Source organism: Streptomyces sp. NPDC001714 (assembly GCF_042892755.1).
Taxonomy (GTDB): Bacteria; Actinomycetota; Actinomycetes; order Streptomycetales; family Streptomycetaceae; genus Streptomyces.
In genome coordinates, this window is the sequence record NZ_JBIAUL010000016.1 from 147,237 (window position 1) to 163,155 (window position 15,919).

Consider the following 15,919-nt stretch of genomic DNA (forward strand, 5'->3'; position numbering starts at 1 on the left):
GTATCTACCTCTACGAGGAGTGATCACCATGTCCGAGGTGAAGATCGCCGCCGAGACGCGCACCGAGTTCGGCAAGGGTGCCGCGCGCCGTATCCGTCGTGACAGCAAGGTCCCCGGCGTCCTGTACGGCCACGGTTCGGACCCGATCCACCTGACCCTGCCGGGCCACGACCTGCTGCTCGCGCTGCGTACGCCGAACGTCCTGATCTCCCTCGACATCGACGGCAAGTCGAACGAGCTGGCGATCCCGAAGTCCGTGGTGCGCGACCCGATCAAGGGCTTCCTGGAGCACGTCGACCTGCTGCTGGTCAAGCGCGGCGAGAAGGTCACGGTCGAGATCCCGGTGCACGCCGAGGGCGAGCTGGCCCCGGGCGGCAACCTGCTCGAGCACGTGCTGAACGCGCTGCCGGTCGAGGCCGAGGCCACCCACATCCCCGAGGCCGTCACGGTCTCCGTCGAGGGCCTGGAGGCCGGCGCCTCCGTCCTCGCCAAGGACATCACCCTGCCGTCCGGTGTGACGCTGGCCGTCGACGAGGACGCGGTCGTCCTCCAGGTGCTGGCCGCGCAGGCGGAGGAGTCGGCCGAGGGCGCCGAGGGCGGGGCCGAGGAAGCGGCCGAGGCCTGAGCCGTCGGTTCAGGTACCGTCTGCTGAGCAGGCATCCGGCGCTGGTGGCTGTGCCCACTCTCCCCCACGCTCGGCTTCGCTCGCGCGGGGCGGGGACCCCCATCGCCCTGCGGAACGCCTGCCCACAGCCGTAGCAGTGCGGTGGCCGCCCGCCCACAGCGGTAGCAATGCGGTGAGCCGCGCGCGGCAAGCAGTCAAGCAACCGTCAGCCGCCGTTCCCCCGGGAGCGGCGGCTGGCGCGTATCAAGGAGACATGGACGTGACCACCCCCGCGGGCGCCCCCGCCAACGCCCCCTGGCTGATCGTCGGGCTGGGTAATCCCGGGCCCGAGTACGCGATGAACCGGCACAACGTCGGGTTCATGGTCGCGGACCTGCTCGCCGGGCGGATCGGCGGGAAGTTCAAGCGGGCCGGGAAGGCGCAGGCGCAGGTCGTGGAGGGGCGGCTGGGGGCGCCGGGGCCGGGCAGCCGGCGGGTGATCCTGGCGAAGCCGATGTCGTTCATGAACCTCTCCGGGGGCCCGGTGAACGCGCTGCGCGACTTCTACAAGGTGCCGGTCGCCAACATCGTCGCGATCCACGACGAGCTGGACATCGACTACGGCGTGCTCCGCCTCAAGCTGGGCGGCGGCGACAACGGGCACAACGGGCTGAAGTCGATGACGAAGGCGATGGGCCCGGACTATCACCGGGTGCGGTTCGGGATCGGGCGTCCTCCGGGTCGTATGCAGGTCGCGGACTTCGTGCTGAAGGACTTCTCCTCGACCGAGCGCAAGGAACTGGACTACTTCGTGGACCGGGCCGCCGACGCGGTGGAGGCGCTGGTCACCGAGGGGCTGGAGCGGGCGCAAAGCTCGTACAACTCCTGACTTGTCCCCCGCTTGTCCCTTGCCGCAGTTGACCGGTCGTAGGGAGATGGCCAATGATCCCGGCCATGCCTGCTGCCTCCGCCGCTTCCTCCCGTACGGCCCCGGTCGACGCGTTGCGTGTCGTGTCGATGGGCGCGGTCGCCGTGCTGATCCTGGTCGCCGGGGTGTGGGGGTCCTGGGGTACCGCTCAGGACGTGATGCTGACGAAGGGCAAGGAGCGGGGCACGGTGACGGTGACGGCGTGCGGTGGCGACACCTGCACGGGGCCGTTCGCGCCCGCCTCGACCGGTGCGTCGAAGCGGGCGAGTGTCGTCCTCGGCAAGTCGGTCGGGGTGCGCAAGGGGCAGACGTACGACGTGATCGTGAAGCCCGGTACCGGGGATGTGGTCCGGTCGGGTCCGGCGGGGGTCCTGTACGCCTGGGTGCCGCTGGGCGGTGCGCTGCTGCTGGCGTCGGTGGTGGTGGCCGGGGGGCTGCGGCTGAGGCGGGTGGCGTGGGTGCTGGGGGGTTCGGGGATCGCGTTGCTGACCGCGGCGTTCGCCGCGTTGCAGTGAGCTGTGCCGAAGGCGAGCGGTGCCCCGGGGTGTACGACCCCGGGGCACCGTCATGTCCGACAGCGGTCAGCCGGTGTTGCGCAGGCCGGCGGCGACGCCGTTGACGGTGAGGAGCAGGGCGCGGGCGAGGAGTGGGTCGGGTTCGGCGCCCGCCGCTGCCGCGTCGCGCTGGCGCTTGAGCAGGGTGACCTGGAGGTAGGAGATCGGGTCCAGGTAGGCGTCGCGGATGGTGAAGGTCTGCTTGAGGACCGGGGTGGCGTCCAGCAGTTCGGTCTCACCGGTGATCTTCAGGACCTCGGCGACGGTCAGGGCGTGCTCTTCGCGGATGGTGTCGAACACGTGCTTGAGCTCGTCGGGGACGAGGGTGTCGACGTAGTGCTGGGCGATCCGCAGGTCGGTCTTGGCGAGGGTCATCTCGACGTTGGAGATGAAGTTGCGGAAGAAGTGCCACTGTTCGTGCATCTCGTCCAGGACGCCCTCTCCTCCCAATGTTGCGGTCAGGCCGGCCTCGCGCAGGGCCTTGAGGCCGGAGCCGACGCCGAACCAGCCGGGGACGATCTGCCGGGACTGGGTCCAGCCGAACACCCAGGGGATGGCGCGCAGGCCGTCGAGGGAGACGCCGGAGCCGGGGCGGCGGGAGGGCCTGGAGCCCAGGTGGAGGTCGGCGAGCTGGTCCACGGGCGTGGATGCGAGGAAGTACGTGGGCAGGTCGGGGTCCTCGACCAGGCGGCGGTAGGCGGCGTGGGCGGCGTCGGAGACGACGTCCATGGCGGCGTCCCAGCGGGCCAGGGCCTCCCCCGACTGGCGGGGGGCGGTGTGCAGGGCGGAGGCCTGCAGGGTGGCGGCGACGGTCAGTTCCAGGTTCTCCCGGGCGAGGGAGGGGATCAGGTACTTGTCGGAGATGACCTCGCCCTGTTCGGTGACCTTGATCTCGCCTTCCAGGGTGCCCCAGGGCTGGGCTAGGATCGCGTCGTGGGAGGGGCCGCCGCCGCGGCCGACGGTGCCGCCGCGGCCGTGGAAGAGGCGCAGCCGGACGCCGTAGCGGTGGGCGACGTCGCGCAGCCGGCGCTGGGCGCGGTGGATCTCCCACTGGCTGGTGGTGATGCCGCCGAACTTGGAGGAGTCGGAGTAGCCGAGCATGACCTCCTGGACGTCTCCGCGCAGGGCCACCAGGCGGCGGTAGGAGGGGTCGGAGAGCATGTCCTCCAGGATGGTGTCGGCGGCCTTGAGCTCGTCGGTGGTCTCCAGGAGGGGCACGATGCCGATCTTGGCCCAGCCGGCGTGCAGGTCGACCAGACCGGCCTCGCGGGCGAGGACGGCGGCGGCGAAGACGTCGTCGGCGCCCTGGCACATGGAGATGATGTACGACTCGACCACCTCGGGACCGAAGACCTCCAGCGCCCTCTTCACGGTCTCGAAGACGCCGAGGGTCTTGGCGCCGGCCGCGTCGACGGGTGCCGGGGTGGGGGCGAGCGGCCGACGCGAGCGGAGCTCCTTGGCGAGGAGCTTGGCGCGGTACTCGCGGGGCATGTCGGCGTAGCGCCAGGATTCCTCGCCGAGGCGGTCGAAGAGCTGGCCGAGGGCGTGGTGGTGGGCGTCGGCGTGTTCGCGGACGTCCATGGTGGCGAGCTGGAGGCCGAAGGCGGCGAGCGTGCGGATGGTGCGGGCCAGGCGGCCGTCGGCGAAGAGGCCGCCGCGGTGTTCGCGCAGGGAGGTCTGGATCAGGCGCAGGTCGGCGAGGAGTTCGGCGGTGCCGAGGTAGTCGCGGCCGGGTTCGTGCGGGGTGCCGGTGGCCAGGCGCTGCTTGGTGTTGGTCAGCTTCTGCCGGATGCAGGTGGCCTTGAGGCGGTAGGGCTCCTCGGCGTTGAGGCGCTTGTAGCGGGGGCTGATCTCGGGCAGCAGCTCCAGGTCGGCCTGGAGGGACTGAAGGAGTTCCTCGGTGGCGCCGGTGTAGCGGATGGAGTTGGAGAGGAAGCCGCGCAGTTCGTCGATCATCTCCAGGGCGTCGTTGATGCCGTGTTCGTGCTGGAGGATGAGGACGTCCCAGGTGACCTGGGGGGTGACGTTGGGGTTGCCGTCGCGGTCGCCGCCGATCCAGGTGCCGAAGGTGAGGGGGCGGGTGTCGTCGGGGAGCTTGACGCCGACCCGCTCCAGTTCCGCGGTGAGGTCCTCCAGGACGTCGCCGACGGCGTCGGCGTGCAGCTCGTCGAGGTAGTAGATGGCGTTGCGGGCCTCGTCGGCGGGCTCGGGGCGGACGACGCGCAGTTCGTCGGTCTGCCAGACGAGGTCGATGTTCTCGGCGAGGCGGGTGTCGGTGCGGCGGCGGTCGGACTCGATGACGGGCGTGTCCAGGAGCGCGGCGATGCGCCGGAGCTTGTTGAGGACCGAGCGGCGTGCGGCCTCGGTGGGGTGGGCCGTGAACACCGGACGGACGTTGAGGTTCTGCACGGTCTGGCGCAGGTGCTCGGGGTCGGCGTCCTTGAGCCGGTCGGCGGTGCGGGCGAGCAGGCCGCCCTCGGCGGCACGGCGGGCGCGCAGCTCGCGGCCGCGGTGGACCTGCTCGGTGACGTTGGCGAGGTGGAAGTAGGTAGAGAAGGCGCGGACCAGCTTGGCGGCGGTCTCCAGTTCGGTGCCGCGCAGCAGTTCGGCGGCGGCCTCGCCGTCCTCGCGGGTGAGGCGGCGGACCCTCTCGACGAGCTCCAGCAGCTCGGGACCCTCCTGACGGACGAGGGTCTCGCCGAGGAGGTCACCCAGCCGGCGGATGTCGGCGCGCAGCTCACTGCTGGTCGTGGTGGTCTGGTCGTCGGCACTGCTCACAGGTGCGGCTCCTTGCAGTGTTGAAGCTCGTCTGGAGGGAACCCTTGCGTCGGCCGGGCGGCAGGTGGCGCCTGTCCGCATAGCGGCCGGACATCAGGGAAGGAAACAGAGCGGACCGCGCTGTCCGACCGACTCCAAGGATAGGTGTCCATGAGGACGCGCAGGTGCTGGGGCTCTTGCTGTGAGACGCCCCGCTGCCATACTTACGTCGCCGTAAGTTACGGAACCGTAGGGAAGCTCCTTTGTCGTCCCGTTCGGTCGCCGCGGATCGGCGCATCTCTCAACCCTCGACCCCACAGGGGACGCGCATGACCTCGTCTAGTTCCGATGTGATCGAAGACCCCCGGAAGGCGGCCGACACCGCGCTCCCGTCCGCCACCCTGGGTGGTGAGCGGAAGGGTTCGCTGGAGCAGATCACCCTGCTGCTGTTCATCGTCGTGCCGTTCCTCGCGCTGCTGGCGGCGGTGCCACTGGCGTGGGGATGGGGCGTGAGCTGGCTCGACCTGGGCCTGATGGTGTTCTTCTACTACCTGGGCTGTCACGGCGTGACGATCGGTTACCACCGTTACTTCACCCACGGTTCCTTCAAGGCGAAGCGGCCGCTCAGGATCGCGCTGGCGATCGCGGGGTCGATGGCGGTGGAGGGCCCGCTGGTGCGCTGGGTGGCCGACCACCGCAAGCACCACAAGTTCTCCGACGCGGAGGGCGACCCGCATTCGCCGTGGCGGTACGGCGAGACCGTGCCGGCGCTGATCAAGGGTCTGTGGTGGGCGCACATCGCCTGGATGTTCGACGAGGAGCGGACCCCGCAGGACAAGTACGCGCCGGACCTGGTCAAGGACCCGGCGATCCGGACGATCTCCCGCCAGTTCATCTACTGGACGGTGCTCTCCCTGGCGCTGCCGCCGCTGATCGGCGGGCTGGTGACGATGTCCTGGTGGGGTGCGTTCACCGCGTTCTTCTGGGGTTCACTCGTCCGGGTGGCGCTGCTGCACCATGTGACGTGGTCGATCAACTCGATCTGTCACGCGGTGGGCAAGCGGCCGTTCAGGTCGCGGGACCGGTCGGGCAACGTGTGGTGGCTGGCGGTCCTGTCCTGCGGCGAGTCCTGGCACAACCTGCACCACGCCGACCCGACGTCGGCGCGGCACGGGGTGGAGCGCGGCCAGATCGACTCGTCGGCGCGGATCATCCGCTGGTGCGAGCAGCTGGGCTGGGCCTACGACGTGCGCTGGCCGTCACGCTCACGTATCGATTCGCGCCGTAACACCGGGGAAGGCGGCTCCCCGCAGGGGGCGGAGGCCGCGAAGGCGGCATGATTGACGCCGTGGCGACCGACTCGAGCACCCCCAGTACCGACAAGCAGCGGCGGGCGCGTCGTACCCGTATGACCGGTGCGGAGCGCCGCCAGCAGTTGTTGGAGATCGGTCGCACCCTCTTCGCGGCGAAGGGTTTCGAGGGCACCTCGGTGGAGGAGATCGCGGCGAAGGCCGGGGTCTCCAAGCCGGTGGTGTACGAGCACTTCGGCGGCAAGGAGGGGCTGTACGCGGTGGTGGTCGACCGGGAGATGCGGCGCCTGCTGGACATGGTGACCGGTTCCCTCACGGCGGGTCATCCGCGTGAGCTGTGCGAGCAGGCCGCGTTCGCGCTCCTCGACTACATCGAGGAGTACACGGACGGGTTCCGGATCCTGGTCCGGGACTCCCCCATCCCGCAGTCGACGGGTTCCTTCGCGTCTCTCATCTCGGACATCGCGACCCAGGTGGAGGACATCCTGGGCCGCGAGTTCAAGAGCCGCGGCTTCGACCCCAAGCTGGCCCCGCTGTACGCGCAGGCGCTGGTGGGCATGGTCGCGCTGACCGGCCAGTGGTGGCTGGACGTGCGCCGCCCGAAGAAGGCGGAGGTCGCCGCCCACCTGGTGAACCTGGCCTGGCACGGCCTGGACGGCCTGGAGCAGAAGCCGCGGCTGATAGGGCACCGCAAGGCGTGAGTCGGCGTGCCTGGGTGCGCTCAGCGCCTCGGTGCTTCCTCAGTGCTTGAAGATGTCCTTCATCTTCTCCTTGGCCTGGCGGGCGTCGCCCTTCGACTGCTCCAGGCGTCCTTCGGCCTCCATGGGCACGTCACGTGTCGCGCGCCCGCCGACTTCCTTGGCCTTTCCCTTGATCTGTTCCTTCTTGCCCTTGGCCTTCTGGTGTCCTGACACCGTCGATCCCTCCTGAAGCGGATAGGTACGTGGGGTCATTGCCCCGGGTAACCAGGAGCGGGCCGCGGCAAACGGTGGCTCAGCGCACCGGTTCCAGGAACTCCAGGCGGTTGCCCACGGGGTCCTGGGAGTAGAAGCGGCGGTGTCCGGGGAGGTCGTGGTCCCAGGTGACGAGGGCGCCGCCGGCTTCGAGCCGTTCGGCGCAGGCCTCGATGTCCGTGACCCGCAGTCCCGGGTGGGCCTGCAGGGCGGGGCGGAAGGCCGCCTCGACCCCCAGGTGCAGGTGCACGGTCCCGGCCCGGAACCAGCAGCCGCCGCGCGCCGCGAGCACGGGTGGTTTGGGGATCTCGGTCATGCCGAGGAGGTCGACGTAGTAGGCGCGCAGCAGGTCCTCCGAGCCCGGCGGTATGGCGAGCTGGACGTGGTCGACGGCGGCGAGCATCAGCCCTCCTTGCGGGCGACGGCGAACAGGCGGCGGAAGGGCAGGACCGTGCCGTAGGGGGCGCTCGGGTAGGCCTCCCGCAGCAGGTCGCGGTAGTCGGCGACGAAGGCGTCCCGGGCCTCGGGGTCGTCGCCGAGGGCGGTGAGGGCGGGGCGCAGCCCGGTGCCCTTGACCCAGTCCAGGACGGGGTCCTCGCCCGCCAGGACGTGGAGGTAGGTGGTCTCCCAGACGTCGGTGGCGCAGCCGAGGCGGGCGAGCCGGTCGAGGTAGGCGGCCGGCGGGTGGACGGAGTCCTCGTGGCGCAGCACGTCGGCGAGCCGGACCTTCCAGCGGGGTGTGGCGGCGAGTTCGCGCATCAGGGCGTGCAGGGGTGCGTCGATGTTGTTCGGCACCTGGAAGGCGAAGGTGCCGCCGGGAGCGAGCGCGTCGAGCCAGTCGGCGAAGCGGTCGAGGTGGCCGGGGACCCACTGGAGTGCCGCGTTGGACACGATCAGGTCGTACGGCCGTTCGGGCATCCAGGTGCGCAGGTCGGCGTGGGCGAAGTCCATGCGGCCGCCGCCGGGGGTCGGTCCGGCGTGGTCGACCTCGGCCTTGTCGAGCATCGCGGTCGAGTTGTCGTAGCCGGTGATGTGCGCGGTGGGCCAGCGGTCGGCGAGGACGGCGGTGACGTTGCCGGGGCCGCAGCCGAGGTCGGCGACGGCCGGGGGGTCGCCGGGGAGGGCGGGGACGTGGGCGAGGAGGTCGGTGAAGGCGCGGGCGCGGTGACCGGAGTGACGGAGGTACTGGGCGGGGTCCCAGGCAGGAGTCGTCATGTCCTCCACCTTCCCCGGCGAGATATCTCGATGTCAAGAGACTCGATATCAAGAGACTTCATGTCGACACAACCACTACACTGATCGCCATGGAGGACGAGGTCGATCGGCTGGTCGCTGCGTGGCGCCGGGAGCGCCCGGACCTCGACGTGGAACCGCTCGAGGTGCTCAGCCGGGTGAGCCGGCTGGCGCGGCACCTGGACCGGGCACGTCGGCTGGCCTTCGCCGAGCACAGCCTGGAGCCCTGGGAGTTCGACGTGCTGACCGCGCTCAGGCGCGCGGGTACGCCGTACCAGCTCTCCCCCGGGCAGCTGCTGACCCAGACCCTGGTCACCTCGGGGACGATGACCAACCGCATCGACCGGCTGGCCAAGAAGGGCCTGGTCGAGCGGCTGCCGGACCCGAGCGACCGGCGGGGTGTGCTGGTCCGGCTGACCACGGAGGGCCAGGACCGCGCGGACCAGGCCCTGGCGGGCCTCCTCGACCAGGAGCGCGCCATCCTCGGCGAACTCTCCCCCGCTCAGCGAACGGAACTCGCGGGGCTGCTACGGCAGTTGACGGCGCCGTTCGACAACATCCCCGGCTAGGCGCTCCGCTGGCAGTGCCGCAATATGTCGTCTGCGGCGCCGTCGTGGCTGGTCGCGCAGTTCCCCGCGCCCCTTCGGGGCGCTGCCGGTCAGGCGCTGCTGCTCTCCTCAGGGACGATCCGTCCGCTGGGCCCCAGGTCCACCGGCCCCACCCCGGCCCTGCGCGCCAGCGCCACCGCGGCCAGGGTGGAGTGGACGCCCAGTTTGCCGAGGACGTTCTGCATATGGGTGCGGACGGTGTGCGGGGACAGGAAGAGGCGTTCGGCGACCGCCTTGCGCCCCAGGCCCGCCACCATGCACCTGAGCACTTCGCGCTCCCTCGGCGTGAGGGACTCCACGAGGCGCTCGCTCTCGGTGCGGTGCTTGCGGGCCGCCGTCAGCTCCCGCAGGACACCGGTCAGCAGCGCGGGCGGCAGATGCGTCTCGTCCCGCAGCACGCCCCGGATGACGTTGAGCAGCCGGGACAGCGAGCAGTCCTTGGCGACCCAGCCGCAGGCTCCGGCCTGCAGGGCCAGGGCCGCGCGCCGCGGGTCGTCCTTCTCGGCGAGGACGACGACCCGCACGGCCGGATGGGCCGAGCGGACGCCGGCGACCAGCGATATGCCGTCGACCAGCCCCTCCGCGTTGGCCTCCTGCACCGGCACGGCCGCCCGGCCGCCCGGCAGCTGACCGCCCAGGTCGGCGTCGACGAGCAGCACGTCGTAGCGGCGGCCCTCGGCGACCGCGCGCTCCAGGCAGCGCAGCGCGGCCGGACCGCTGCCGGCCGCGGACACGTCGACGTCGGGCTCGGCGGCCAGTGCGGCGGCCAGCGACTCGGCGAAGATGCGGTGGTCGTCGACGACCAGGACTCGGATGCGAACCACGAAACCCCCTTCCCCAGTGCTCTTCACGAGCAGGGGACACCCCAAGGTCCGGAGAACGACGAACCACGCGGACACGACACCCACGGGAGGACGGAACCGCACGGCCGCCGCCGTGCCTGAACTGCTACCCCCACCGCGGGCGTCGTATCCGACTTGTCTCGCCCCCTGATCAGCGCCGGCCCCCACCGGCACCGCTCATCAGAGTACGACCGGTCGCCGAGAGCGGAAGGCAATTTGCAGAACTGCCCGGCCGACGCGTTTATGGTGTGCCGCATGTTTCGTATTGAGGCGGAAGTCGACAAGGAACGACGCGATCTGCTCCGCGCACGGCTGCTGGCCACCAACACGGCGGCCTCTCCGGTCCTGGCCGCCCTGCGCGGCACCCCGGCCGAACGCGAAGTGCCGCTGCACCTCTGGGCGATGGACGAGAGTTCGGGCGACCTGGCGGGCGGTCTCGTCGGGCACAGCTGGGCGTCCTGGCTGCACGTCACCTACCTCTGGGTGGACGCCCGCCACCGCGGCACCGGCCTCGGCGGCACCCTGCTCGCGGAGGCCGAACGCATCGCCCGCACCGACCGCGCCTGCACCGCGGCCCGCCTGGAGACCTGGGACTTCCAGGCCCCGGAGTTCTACAAGAAGCAGGGGTACGACGTGGTGTGCGTGATCCCCGACTATCCGCCGGGGATCACGGAGTACACGCTGACGAAGCGGCTGGGCTGAGCCTCAGCTCTCCCGGCGGGCGCCCGCCGACGGCACCGCCTCGAAGACCCGCGGGGCCTTGAAACCGGCCGCCGCGAAGGCCTCCTCGACCGCCTTGGTGATCGTGTCGACCTCGGACGCCTCCGCGAGGACGATCGCCGAGCCGCCGAAGCCGCCGCCGGTCATCCGGGCACCCAGCGCGCCGGCCGCGTTCGCCGCCTCCACGACCAGGTCCAGCTCGGGGCAGGAGACCTGGAAGTCGTCGCGCAGCGAGGCGTGGCCCTCGGTGAGGACCGGCCCGATGGCGCGGGTGTCGCCCGCTTCGAGGAGGGCGACGACACGCTCGACGCGGTGGTCCTCGGTGACGACGTGCCGGACCAGGCGCCGTACCTCCTCCTCGTCGCCCAGCTGTTCGAGCGACGCGTCGAGGTCGGCATAGGCGATGTCCCGCAGCGCGTCCACGCCCAGCAGGGCCGCGCCCTTCTCGCAGCCCGCGCGGCGCTTGCCGTACTCGCCGCCGCTGTGGGCGTGCTTGACCTGGGTGTCGACGACCAGCAGGCGCATGCCCTCGGCCGCGAGGTCGAAGGGGATCTGCTTCTGCGACAGGTCACGGGTGTCCAGGAACAGGGCGTGGCCCTGCTCGCAGCAGGCCGAGGCCGTCTGGTCCATGATGCCGGTCGGCGCCCCGACGTAGACGTTCTCCGCGCGCTGGCACAGGCGGGCCAGCTGCCAGCGCTGCAGGCCCAGTTCGAAGAGGTCGTTGAGGGCGAGGGCGATCACCACCTCCAGGGCCGCGGAGGAGGACAGGCCCGCGCCGGTCGGCACGGTGGAGGCGAGGTGCACGTCGGCGCCGGTGACCGGGTGGCCGGCCTCGCGCAGCGCCCAGACCACGCCCGCCGGGTACGCCGTCCACTCCTGGTCGGTGCCGGGTTCCAGGGCGTCGAGGGTGAGCTCGACGACCCCGCCGTCGACGTCCGAGGAGTGCAGCCGCAGCACGCCGTCCGTGCGGCGGGCGACGGCCGCCGTCGCCACGTGCGGCAGCGCGAACGGCATCACGAAGCCGTCGTTGTAGTCGGTGTGCTCGCCGATCAGGTTGACCCGGCCCGGCGCCGCCCAGACCCCGTCGGGAGCCGTGCCGTACAGCTCCTCGAAGGCGTCTCTCACCTGTGCTGGTGCCCCCACTTACTGCTCCCTTGCTGCGCTGATGTGCTGCGCGAACTCCCAGGCGTCCGCGACGATCCCCGCGAGGTCCGCGCGGGTCGGGTTCCAGCCCAGCTTCTCGCGGGCGGTGGCCGCCGAGGCGACCAGGACGGCCGGGTCGCCGCCCCGGCGCGGGGCCACGACCTCGGGGATCGGGTGGCCGGTGACCTGCCGGACGGTCTCGATGACCTCGCGGACCGAGAAGCCCTCGCCGTTGCCGAGGTTGCAGATCAGGTGCTCGCCGGGCTTGGCGGCCGTCAGGGCCAGCAGGTGGGCGTCGGCCAGGTCGGCGACGTGGATGTAGTCGCGGATGCAGGTGCCGTCGGGCGTCGGGTAGTCGTCGCCGAAGACGGAGATGGCCTCGCGCCTGCCCTGGGCGACCTGGAGGACCAGGGGGATCAGGTGCGACTCGGGGTTGTGGCGCTCGCCCTGCGCGCCGTACGCCCCGGCCACGTTGAAGTAGCGCAGGGAGACCGCGCCCAGGCCGTGCGCGGCCGCCTCGCCGGTGATCATGTGGTCGACGGCGAGCTTGGTGGCGCCGTACGGGTTGGTCGGCTGTGTCGGCGCGGTCTCGACGATCGGGACCTGCTCGGGCTCGCCGTAGGTGGCCGCCGTGGAGGAGAAGACGAGCTTGCGGACGCCGGCCTCGCGCATCGCGCCGAGCAGCGCCATGCTGCCGCCGACGTTGTTCTCCCAGTACTTCTCGGGCTTCACGACCGACTCGCCGACCTGGGAGGACGCGGCGAAGTGCAGCACCGCCTCGTAGGAGGGGTCGAGCCACTTGGCGGCGTCGCGGATGTCGCCCTCGACGAAGGCGGCGCCCGCCGGGACACCCTCGCGGAAGCCCGTGGAGAGGTTGTCGAGGACGGTGACCTCGTGGCCCGCCTCCAGCAGGTGCTGGGCGACCACGCTGCCGACGTAACCCGCCCCGCCCGTCACCAGGTACTTCATCAACTCGCTACCTCTCGCAGTCGCTCGGCCGCGCGCTCCGGCGGCACGTCGTTGATGAACACGCTCATGCCCGACTCGGAACCCGCGAGGAACTTCAGCTTGCCGGACGTTCGGCGGATGGTGAAAAGCTCCAGGTGCAGCGCGAAGTCGTCGCGCGTGACACCGTCGAACTCCTCCAGCGTCCCGAACGGCGCCTGGTGCCAGGCGGCGATGTAGGGCGTGGGAGGCTCACCCTCGCCGAAGATACGGTCGAAGCGCCTCAAGAGTTCCAGATAAACCTGGGGGAACTCTGAGCGTGCCGCCTCGTCGAGCCCGAGCAGGTCGGGGACGCGGCGCTTCGGGTACAGGTGGACCTCGTAGGGCCAGTGCGCGGCGTACGGCACGAAGGCGACCCAGTGTTCACCCTCAAGGACGACCCGCTCGTCGGCGAGTTCACGCGCCAGCACGGCGTCGAAGAGGTTCTCCCCGCCGGTCGCCTCCTTGTGGGTCGCGAGCGAACGCAACATGAGTGCGGTGCGGGGGGTGGTGAAGGGGTAGGCGTAGATCTGGCCGTGCGGGTGACCGAGCGTCACGCCGATCTCCTCGCCGCGGTTCTCGAAGCAGAACACCTGCTCGACGGAGGGGAGATGCGACAGTTCCGAGGTCCGGTCGGTCCACGCGTCGAGGACGAGACGCGCCTGCTCCTCGGTGAGGCTCGCGAAGGACGCGTCGTGGTCCGAGGTGAAGCAGACGACCTCGCAGCGCCCGGAGTCGCCGGCCAGCGAGGGGAAACGGTTCTCGAAGACCACGACGTCGTACGACGAGTCCGGGATCTCGCTCAGCCGGTCGCCCTTGGTCGGGCACAGCGGGCACTGGTCGGCCGGCGGGTGGTACGTGCGGCCCTGCCGGTGCGAGGCGATGGCGACCTGGTCGCCGAGCAGCGCGTCCCGGCGGATCTCGGAGGTGGTGTGCGTCCGCTCCAGCGGGCGGCGGTCCACGGCGTCCCGCACGGTGTCGTCGCGCAGGTCGTAGTAGATGAGTTCGCGACCGTCGGCCAGCCGGGTCGAGGTCTTCTTCACTGCGGACTCCCATTGATCGAGCCAGCCAACCATCAAACAGAACCGAACACACCAAAACACAACTCACCACGCCAGTCAACATCGCAATCAATCAAGGTGAGACAACGAAAGTGTTGAATTACTGGGTGCAGAACCCCACAGATGCCCCCACAACCCCCACATCGGCTGTGCGGCTGGCGGCCGAGCTGCGGTTGCCGACCAACGGCCTCGACTACACGATCCTCGCGATCTACTTCGTCGTCGTCCTCGGCATCGGCTTCGCGGCCCGCCGCTCGGTGAAGACCAGCCTCGACTTCTTCCTCTCCGGACGGTCGCTGCCCGCCTGGATCACCGGCCTCGCGTTCATCTCGGCCAACCTGGCCGCCACCGAGATCCTCGGCATGGCCGCCAACAGCGCGCAGTACGGCGCGTACACCGTGCACTGGTACTGGATCGGCGCCATTCCGGCCATGGTCTTCCTGGGCCTGGTGATGATGCCCTTCTACTACGGCAGCAAGGTCCGCTCGGTCCCCGAGATGCTGCTGCTCCGGTTCGACAGAGCCGCACACCTGCTCAGTTCGATCCTGTTCGCCTTCGCGGCCATTCTGATCGCCGGTGTGAACCTGTACGCGCTCGCGATCGTCGTGGAGGCGCTGCTGGGCTGGCCGCAGTGGGTGGCGATCGTGGTGGCCGGCGCGTTCGTGCTGGCGTACATCACCCTCGGCGGCCTCTCCTCGGCCATCTACAACGAGGTGCTGCAGTTCTTCGTGATCCTGGCCGCCCTCATCCCGCTGTCCGTGCTGGGCCTGAAGAAGGTCGGCGGCTGGGACGGCCTGGTCGACAAGCTCACCGCCACCCACGGCCACAACTTCACCACCGCCTGGGGCGGCACCGGCATCGGCTCCGTCAACCCGCTCGGCGCGAACTGGCTGACCATCGTCCTCGGCCTCGGCTTCGTGCTCTCCTTCGGCTACTGGACGACGAACTTCGCCGAGGTGCAGCGCGCCCTGTCGGCGCGGAACCTGTCCGCCGCCCAGCGCACCCCGCTGATCGCCGCCTACCCGAAGATCTTCATCGTCTTCCTGGTGATGATCCCGGGCCTGGTCGCCGCCGCGCTGGTGCCGGGCATCGGCAGGCCCGGCTCGGACCTGCAGTACAACGACGCGATCCCGTACCTGATGTCACAGCTGCTGCCCAACGGTGTCCTCGGCATCGCGGTGACCGGGCTGCTGGCCGCCTTCATGGCCGGTATGGCGGCCAACGTGTCGTCCTTCAACACCGTGTTCACGACGGACATCTGGGCGAAGTACGTGGTGAGAGGCCGGGAGGACGGCTACTACGTCCGCTTCGGACGGCTCATCACGGCGATCGGCGTGTGCGCGTCGATCGGCACGGCGTTCCTCGCGTCGTCCTTCTCGAACATCATGAGCTACCTCCAGACGCTGTTCTCCTTCTTCAACGTGCCGATGTTCGTCGTCTTCATCGTCGGCATGTTCTGGAAGCGCGCCTCGGCGAAATCCGGCTTCTGGGGGCTGCTCGCGGGCACCGTGACCGCGATGGTCAACTACTTCGTCCTCTACAAGAAGGACATCATCGGCATCCCCTCCGACCAGGGCGCCAACTTCGTCTCCGCGATCGCCGGCTTCGTCGCCGGCGCGGTGGTGATGGTGATCGTGTCCCTGTTCACCGCGCCCAAGCCGGAGGCGGAGCTCGCGGGGCTCGTCTACGGCACGAGTTCGCCCGGCATGGCCGAGGCGCCCGCGCCCGGCGACGAGGCCTGGTACCGGCGGCCGGCGCTGCTGGGGTGGGGTGCGGTGATCCTGGCCGCGCTCTGCTACGTGCCGTTCTCGTTCTGATCGCCGTCGCTGGAGAATGGAGAGACCATGACCGACGACTCCGGGCACTCCGGGTTCCACTACTCCGAGCAGGACGTCCAGCGCGAGGTCACCGAGCTGGAGGGCAGGTCCGCGACCGCCGCGAGGATCTTCGATCTGCGGCGGATCATCGGCGGGCTGTTCGTGCTGTACGGGATCATCGTCACGATCACCGGGATCACGGACTCGCAGGCCGAGATCGACAGGGCACAGGGGATCAACATCAACCTGTGGACCGGGATCGGGATGCTGTTGCTGGGGGTGTTCTTCCTGGTGTGGCTGTGGCTTCGGCCCACCCCGCCACCGGTTCCTCCGGTGGAGGAGGCCGACAACTGATTCGGTTGTGCTTCGGCCGCGGATGCGTGGGGGCTGGTCGCGCAGTTCGCC

17 protein-coding genes are annotated in these 15,919 nt (G+C 70.3%); 9 read left to right on the plus strand and 8 right to left on the minus strand.

The window, feature by feature from the left end; all coding sequences use genetic code 11:
* Nucleotides 1-28 precede the first annotated feature (28 nt).
* The 3 genes from ACFY0P_RS35655 to ACFY0P_RS35665 all read left to right on the plus strand — a co-directional run bounded on the left by ACFY0P_RS35655 (nucleotide 29) and on the right by ACFY0P_RS35665 (nucleotide 2,047).
* Nucleotides 29-625, plus strand: a complete 597-nt coding sequence (locus ACFY0P_RS35655; protein WP_388922780.1) for a 50S ribosomal protein L25/general stress protein Ctc — start codon at nucleotides 29-31, stop codon at nucleotides 623-625.
* A gap of 253 nt (nucleotides 626-878) precedes the next feature.
* Entirely contained in the window at nucleotides 879-1,493 is a 615-nt protein-coding gene (gene pth / locus ACFY0P_RS35660; protein ID WP_388922783.1) for an aminoacyl-tRNA hydrolase, read from the plus strand.
* Between the two features lie 53 nt (nucleotides 1,494-1,546).
* Nucleotides 1,547-2,047: a hypothetical protein gene (locus tag ACFY0P_RS35665; RefSeq protein WP_388922786.1), complete on the plus strand. Its 501-nt coding sequence runs from the start codon at nucleotides 1,547-1,549 to the stop codon at nucleotides 2,045-2,047.
* A gap of 66 nt (nucleotides 2,048-2,113) precedes the next feature.
* Here ACFY0P_RS35665 and ppc read toward each other — a convergent pair whose 3' ends face one another.
* Nucleotides 2,114-4,864, minus strand: a complete 2,751-nt coding sequence (gene ppc, locus ACFY0P_RS35670) for a phosphoenolpyruvate carboxylase (protein WP_388922789.1) — start codon at nucleotides 4,862-4,864, stop codon at nucleotides 2,114-2,116.
* 308 nt (nucleotides 4,865-5,172) lie between these two features.
* Here ppc and ACFY0P_RS35675 point away from each other — a divergent pair, with 308 nt between their 5' ends.
* Both ACFY0P_RS35675 and ACFY0P_RS35680 read left to right on the plus strand, forming a co-directional pair.
* Entirely contained in the window at nucleotides 5,173-6,183 is a 1,011-nt protein-coding gene (locus tag ACFY0P_RS35675) for an acyl-CoA desaturase (protein ID WP_388922792.1), read from the plus strand.
* The gene (locus ACFY0P_RS35680; protein ID WP_351957297.1) at nucleotides 6,180-6,854 is read left to right on the plus strand and encodes a TetR/AcrR family transcriptional regulator; all 675 of its coding nucleotides are present in this window, start codon (nucleotides 6,180-6,182) and stop codon (nucleotides 6,852-6,854) included. Before ACFY0P_RS35675 ends, ACFY0P_RS35680 begins: the two co-directional genes overlap by 4 nt.
* Nucleotides 6,855-6,893: 39 nt before the next feature.
* Here ACFY0P_RS35680 and ACFY0P_RS35685 read toward each other — a convergent pair whose 3' ends face one another.
* The 3 genes from ACFY0P_RS35685 to ACFY0P_RS35695 form a co-directional block, all read right to left on the minus strand.
* The gene (locus ACFY0P_RS35685) at nucleotides 6,894-7,067 is read right to left on the minus strand and encodes a CsbD family protein (RefSeq protein ID WP_388922795.1); all 174 of its coding nucleotides are present in this window, start codon (nucleotides 7,065-7,067) and stop codon (nucleotides 6,894-6,896) included.
* Between the two features lie 79 nt (nucleotides 7,068-7,146).
* Nucleotides 7,147-7,509, minus strand: a complete 363-nt coding sequence (locus tag ACFY0P_RS35690; protein WP_388922798.1) for a VOC family protein — start codon at nucleotides 7,507-7,509, stop codon at nucleotides 7,147-7,149.
* Nucleotides 7,509-8,321, minus strand: a complete 813-nt coding sequence (locus ACFY0P_RS35695) for a trans-aconitate 2-methyltransferase (protein ID WP_388922801.1) — start codon at nucleotides 8,319-8,321, stop codon at nucleotides 7,509-7,511. Before ACFY0P_RS35695 ends, ACFY0P_RS35690 begins: the two co-directional genes overlap by 1 nt.
* 89 nt (nucleotides 8,322-8,410) lie before the next feature.
* Here ACFY0P_RS35695 and tamR point away from each other — a divergent pair, with 89 nt between their 5' ends.
* Nucleotides 8,411-8,908 carry a MarR family transcriptional regulator TamR gene (tamR, locus tag ACFY0P_RS35700; protein ID WP_388922804.1) on the plus strand — a complete coding sequence of 166 codons (498 nt, stop codon included), beginning with the start codon at nucleotides 8,411-8,413 and terminating at the stop codon, nucleotides 8,906-8,908.
* Nucleotides 8,909-8,997: 89 nt separating this feature from the next.
* Here tamR and ACFY0P_RS35705 read toward each other — a convergent pair whose 3' ends face one another.
* The gene (locus ACFY0P_RS35705; RefSeq protein ID WP_388922806.1) at nucleotides 8,998-9,771 is read right to left on the minus strand and encodes a LuxR C-terminal-related transcriptional regulator; all 774 of its coding nucleotides are present in this window, start codon (nucleotides 9,769-9,771) and stop codon (nucleotides 8,998-9,000) included.
* Between the two features lie 261 nt (nucleotides 9,772-10,032).
* On the opposite strand from ACFY0P_RS35705, the gene ACFY0P_RS35710 reads away from it, so the two are divergent.
* Entirely contained in the window at nucleotides 10,033-10,491 is a 459-nt protein-coding gene (locus ACFY0P_RS35710; RefSeq protein ID WP_388923205.1) for a GNAT family N-acetyltransferase, read from the plus strand.
* Nucleotides 10,492-10,494: 3 nt separating this feature from the next.
* Here the strand turns inward: ACFY0P_RS35710 and galK are convergent, their stop codons facing one another.
* Genes galK through galT form a run of 3 tightly spaced genes read right to left on the minus strand, consistent with a single transcriptional unit; the run spans nucleotide 10,495 to nucleotide 13,679 of the window.
* Nucleotides 10,495-11,652, minus strand: coding sequence for a galactokinase (galK, locus tag ACFY0P_RS35715; protein ID WP_388922808.1), 1,158 nt, complete (start codon nucleotides 11,650-11,652; stop codon nucleotides 10,495-10,497).
* Nucleotides 11,653-12,621, minus strand: coding sequence for a UDP-glucose 4-epimerase GalE (gene galE, locus ACFY0P_RS35720; RefSeq protein ID WP_388922811.1), 969 nt, complete (start codon nucleotides 12,619-12,621; stop codon nucleotides 11,653-11,655). It abuts the gene before it with no gap.
* A complete protein-coding gene (galT, locus tag ACFY0P_RS35725) occupies nucleotides 12,621-13,679 on the minus strand; it encodes a galactose-1-phosphate uridylyltransferase (RefSeq protein ID WP_388922815.1) in 1,059 nt (352 codons plus the stop codon). The genes galE and galT overlap by 1 nt, the downstream gene beginning before the upstream one ends.
* A 125-nt stretch (nucleotides 13,680-13,804) precedes the next feature.
* On the opposite strand from galT, the gene ACFY0P_RS35730 reads away from it, so the two are divergent.
* Both ACFY0P_RS35730 and ACFY0P_RS35735 read left to right on the plus strand, forming a co-directional pair.
* Entirely contained in the window at nucleotides 13,805-15,514 is a 1,710-nt protein-coding gene (locus ACFY0P_RS35730) for a sodium:solute symporter family protein (protein ID WP_388922818.1), read from the plus strand.
* 27 nt (nucleotides 15,515-15,541) lie between these two features.
* A complete protein-coding gene (locus ACFY0P_RS35735) occupies nucleotides 15,542-15,868 on the plus strand; it encodes a hypothetical protein (RefSeq protein ID WP_388922821.1) in 327 nt (108 codons plus the stop codon).
* Nucleotides 15,869-15,919: the final 51 nt, after the last annotated feature.

What these genes read in the sequence shown, in the direction of transcription:
- ACFY0P_RS35655 (WP_388922780.1), top strand. Translation starts at nt 29, where the DNA reads ATGTCCGAGGTGAAGATCGCCGCCGAGACGCGCACCGAGTTCGGCAAG.
- pth (WP_388922783.1), top strand. Translation starts at nt 879, where the DNA reads ATGGACGTGACCACCCCCGCGGGCGCCCCCGCCAACGCCCCCTGGCTG.
- ACFY0P_RS35665 (WP_388922786.1), top strand. Translation starts at nt 1,547, where the DNA reads ATGATCCCGGCCATGCCTGCTGCCTCCGCCGCTTCCTCCCGTACGGCC.
- ACFY0P_RS35675 (WP_388922792.1), top strand. Translation starts at nt 5,173, where the DNA reads ATGACCTCGTCTAGTTCCGATGTGATCGAAGACCCCCGGAAGGCGGCC.
- ACFY0P_RS35680 (WP_351957297.1), top strand. Translation starts at nt 6,180, where the DNA reads ATGATTGACGCCGTGGCGACCGACTCGAGCACCCCCAGTACCGACAAG.
- ACFY0P_RS35690 (WP_388922798.1), bottom strand. Translation starts at nt 7,509, where the DNA reads ATGCTCGCCGCCGTCGACCACGTCCAGCTCGCCATACCGCCGGGCTCG.
- ACFY0P_RS35695 (WP_388922801.1), bottom strand. Translation starts at nt 8,321, where the DNA reads ATGACGACTCCTGCCTGGGACCCCGCCCAGTACCTCCGTCACTCCGGT.
- tamR (WP_388922804.1), top strand. Translation starts at nt 8,411, where the DNA reads ATGGAGGACGAGGTCGATCGGCTGGTCGCTGCGTGGCGCCGGGAGCGC.
- ACFY0P_RS35710 (WP_388923205.1), top strand. Translation starts at nt 10,033, where the DNA reads ATGGTGTGCCGCATGTTTCGTATTGAGGCGGAAGTCGACAAGGAACGA.
- galE (WP_388922811.1), bottom strand. Translation starts at nt 12,621, where the DNA reads ATGAAGTACCTGGTGACGGGCGGGGCGGGTTACGTCGGCAGCGTGGTC.
- ACFY0P_RS35735 (WP_388922821.1), top strand. Translation starts at nt 15,542, where the DNA reads ATGACCGACGACTCCGGGCACTCCGGGTTCCACTACTCCGAGCAGGAC.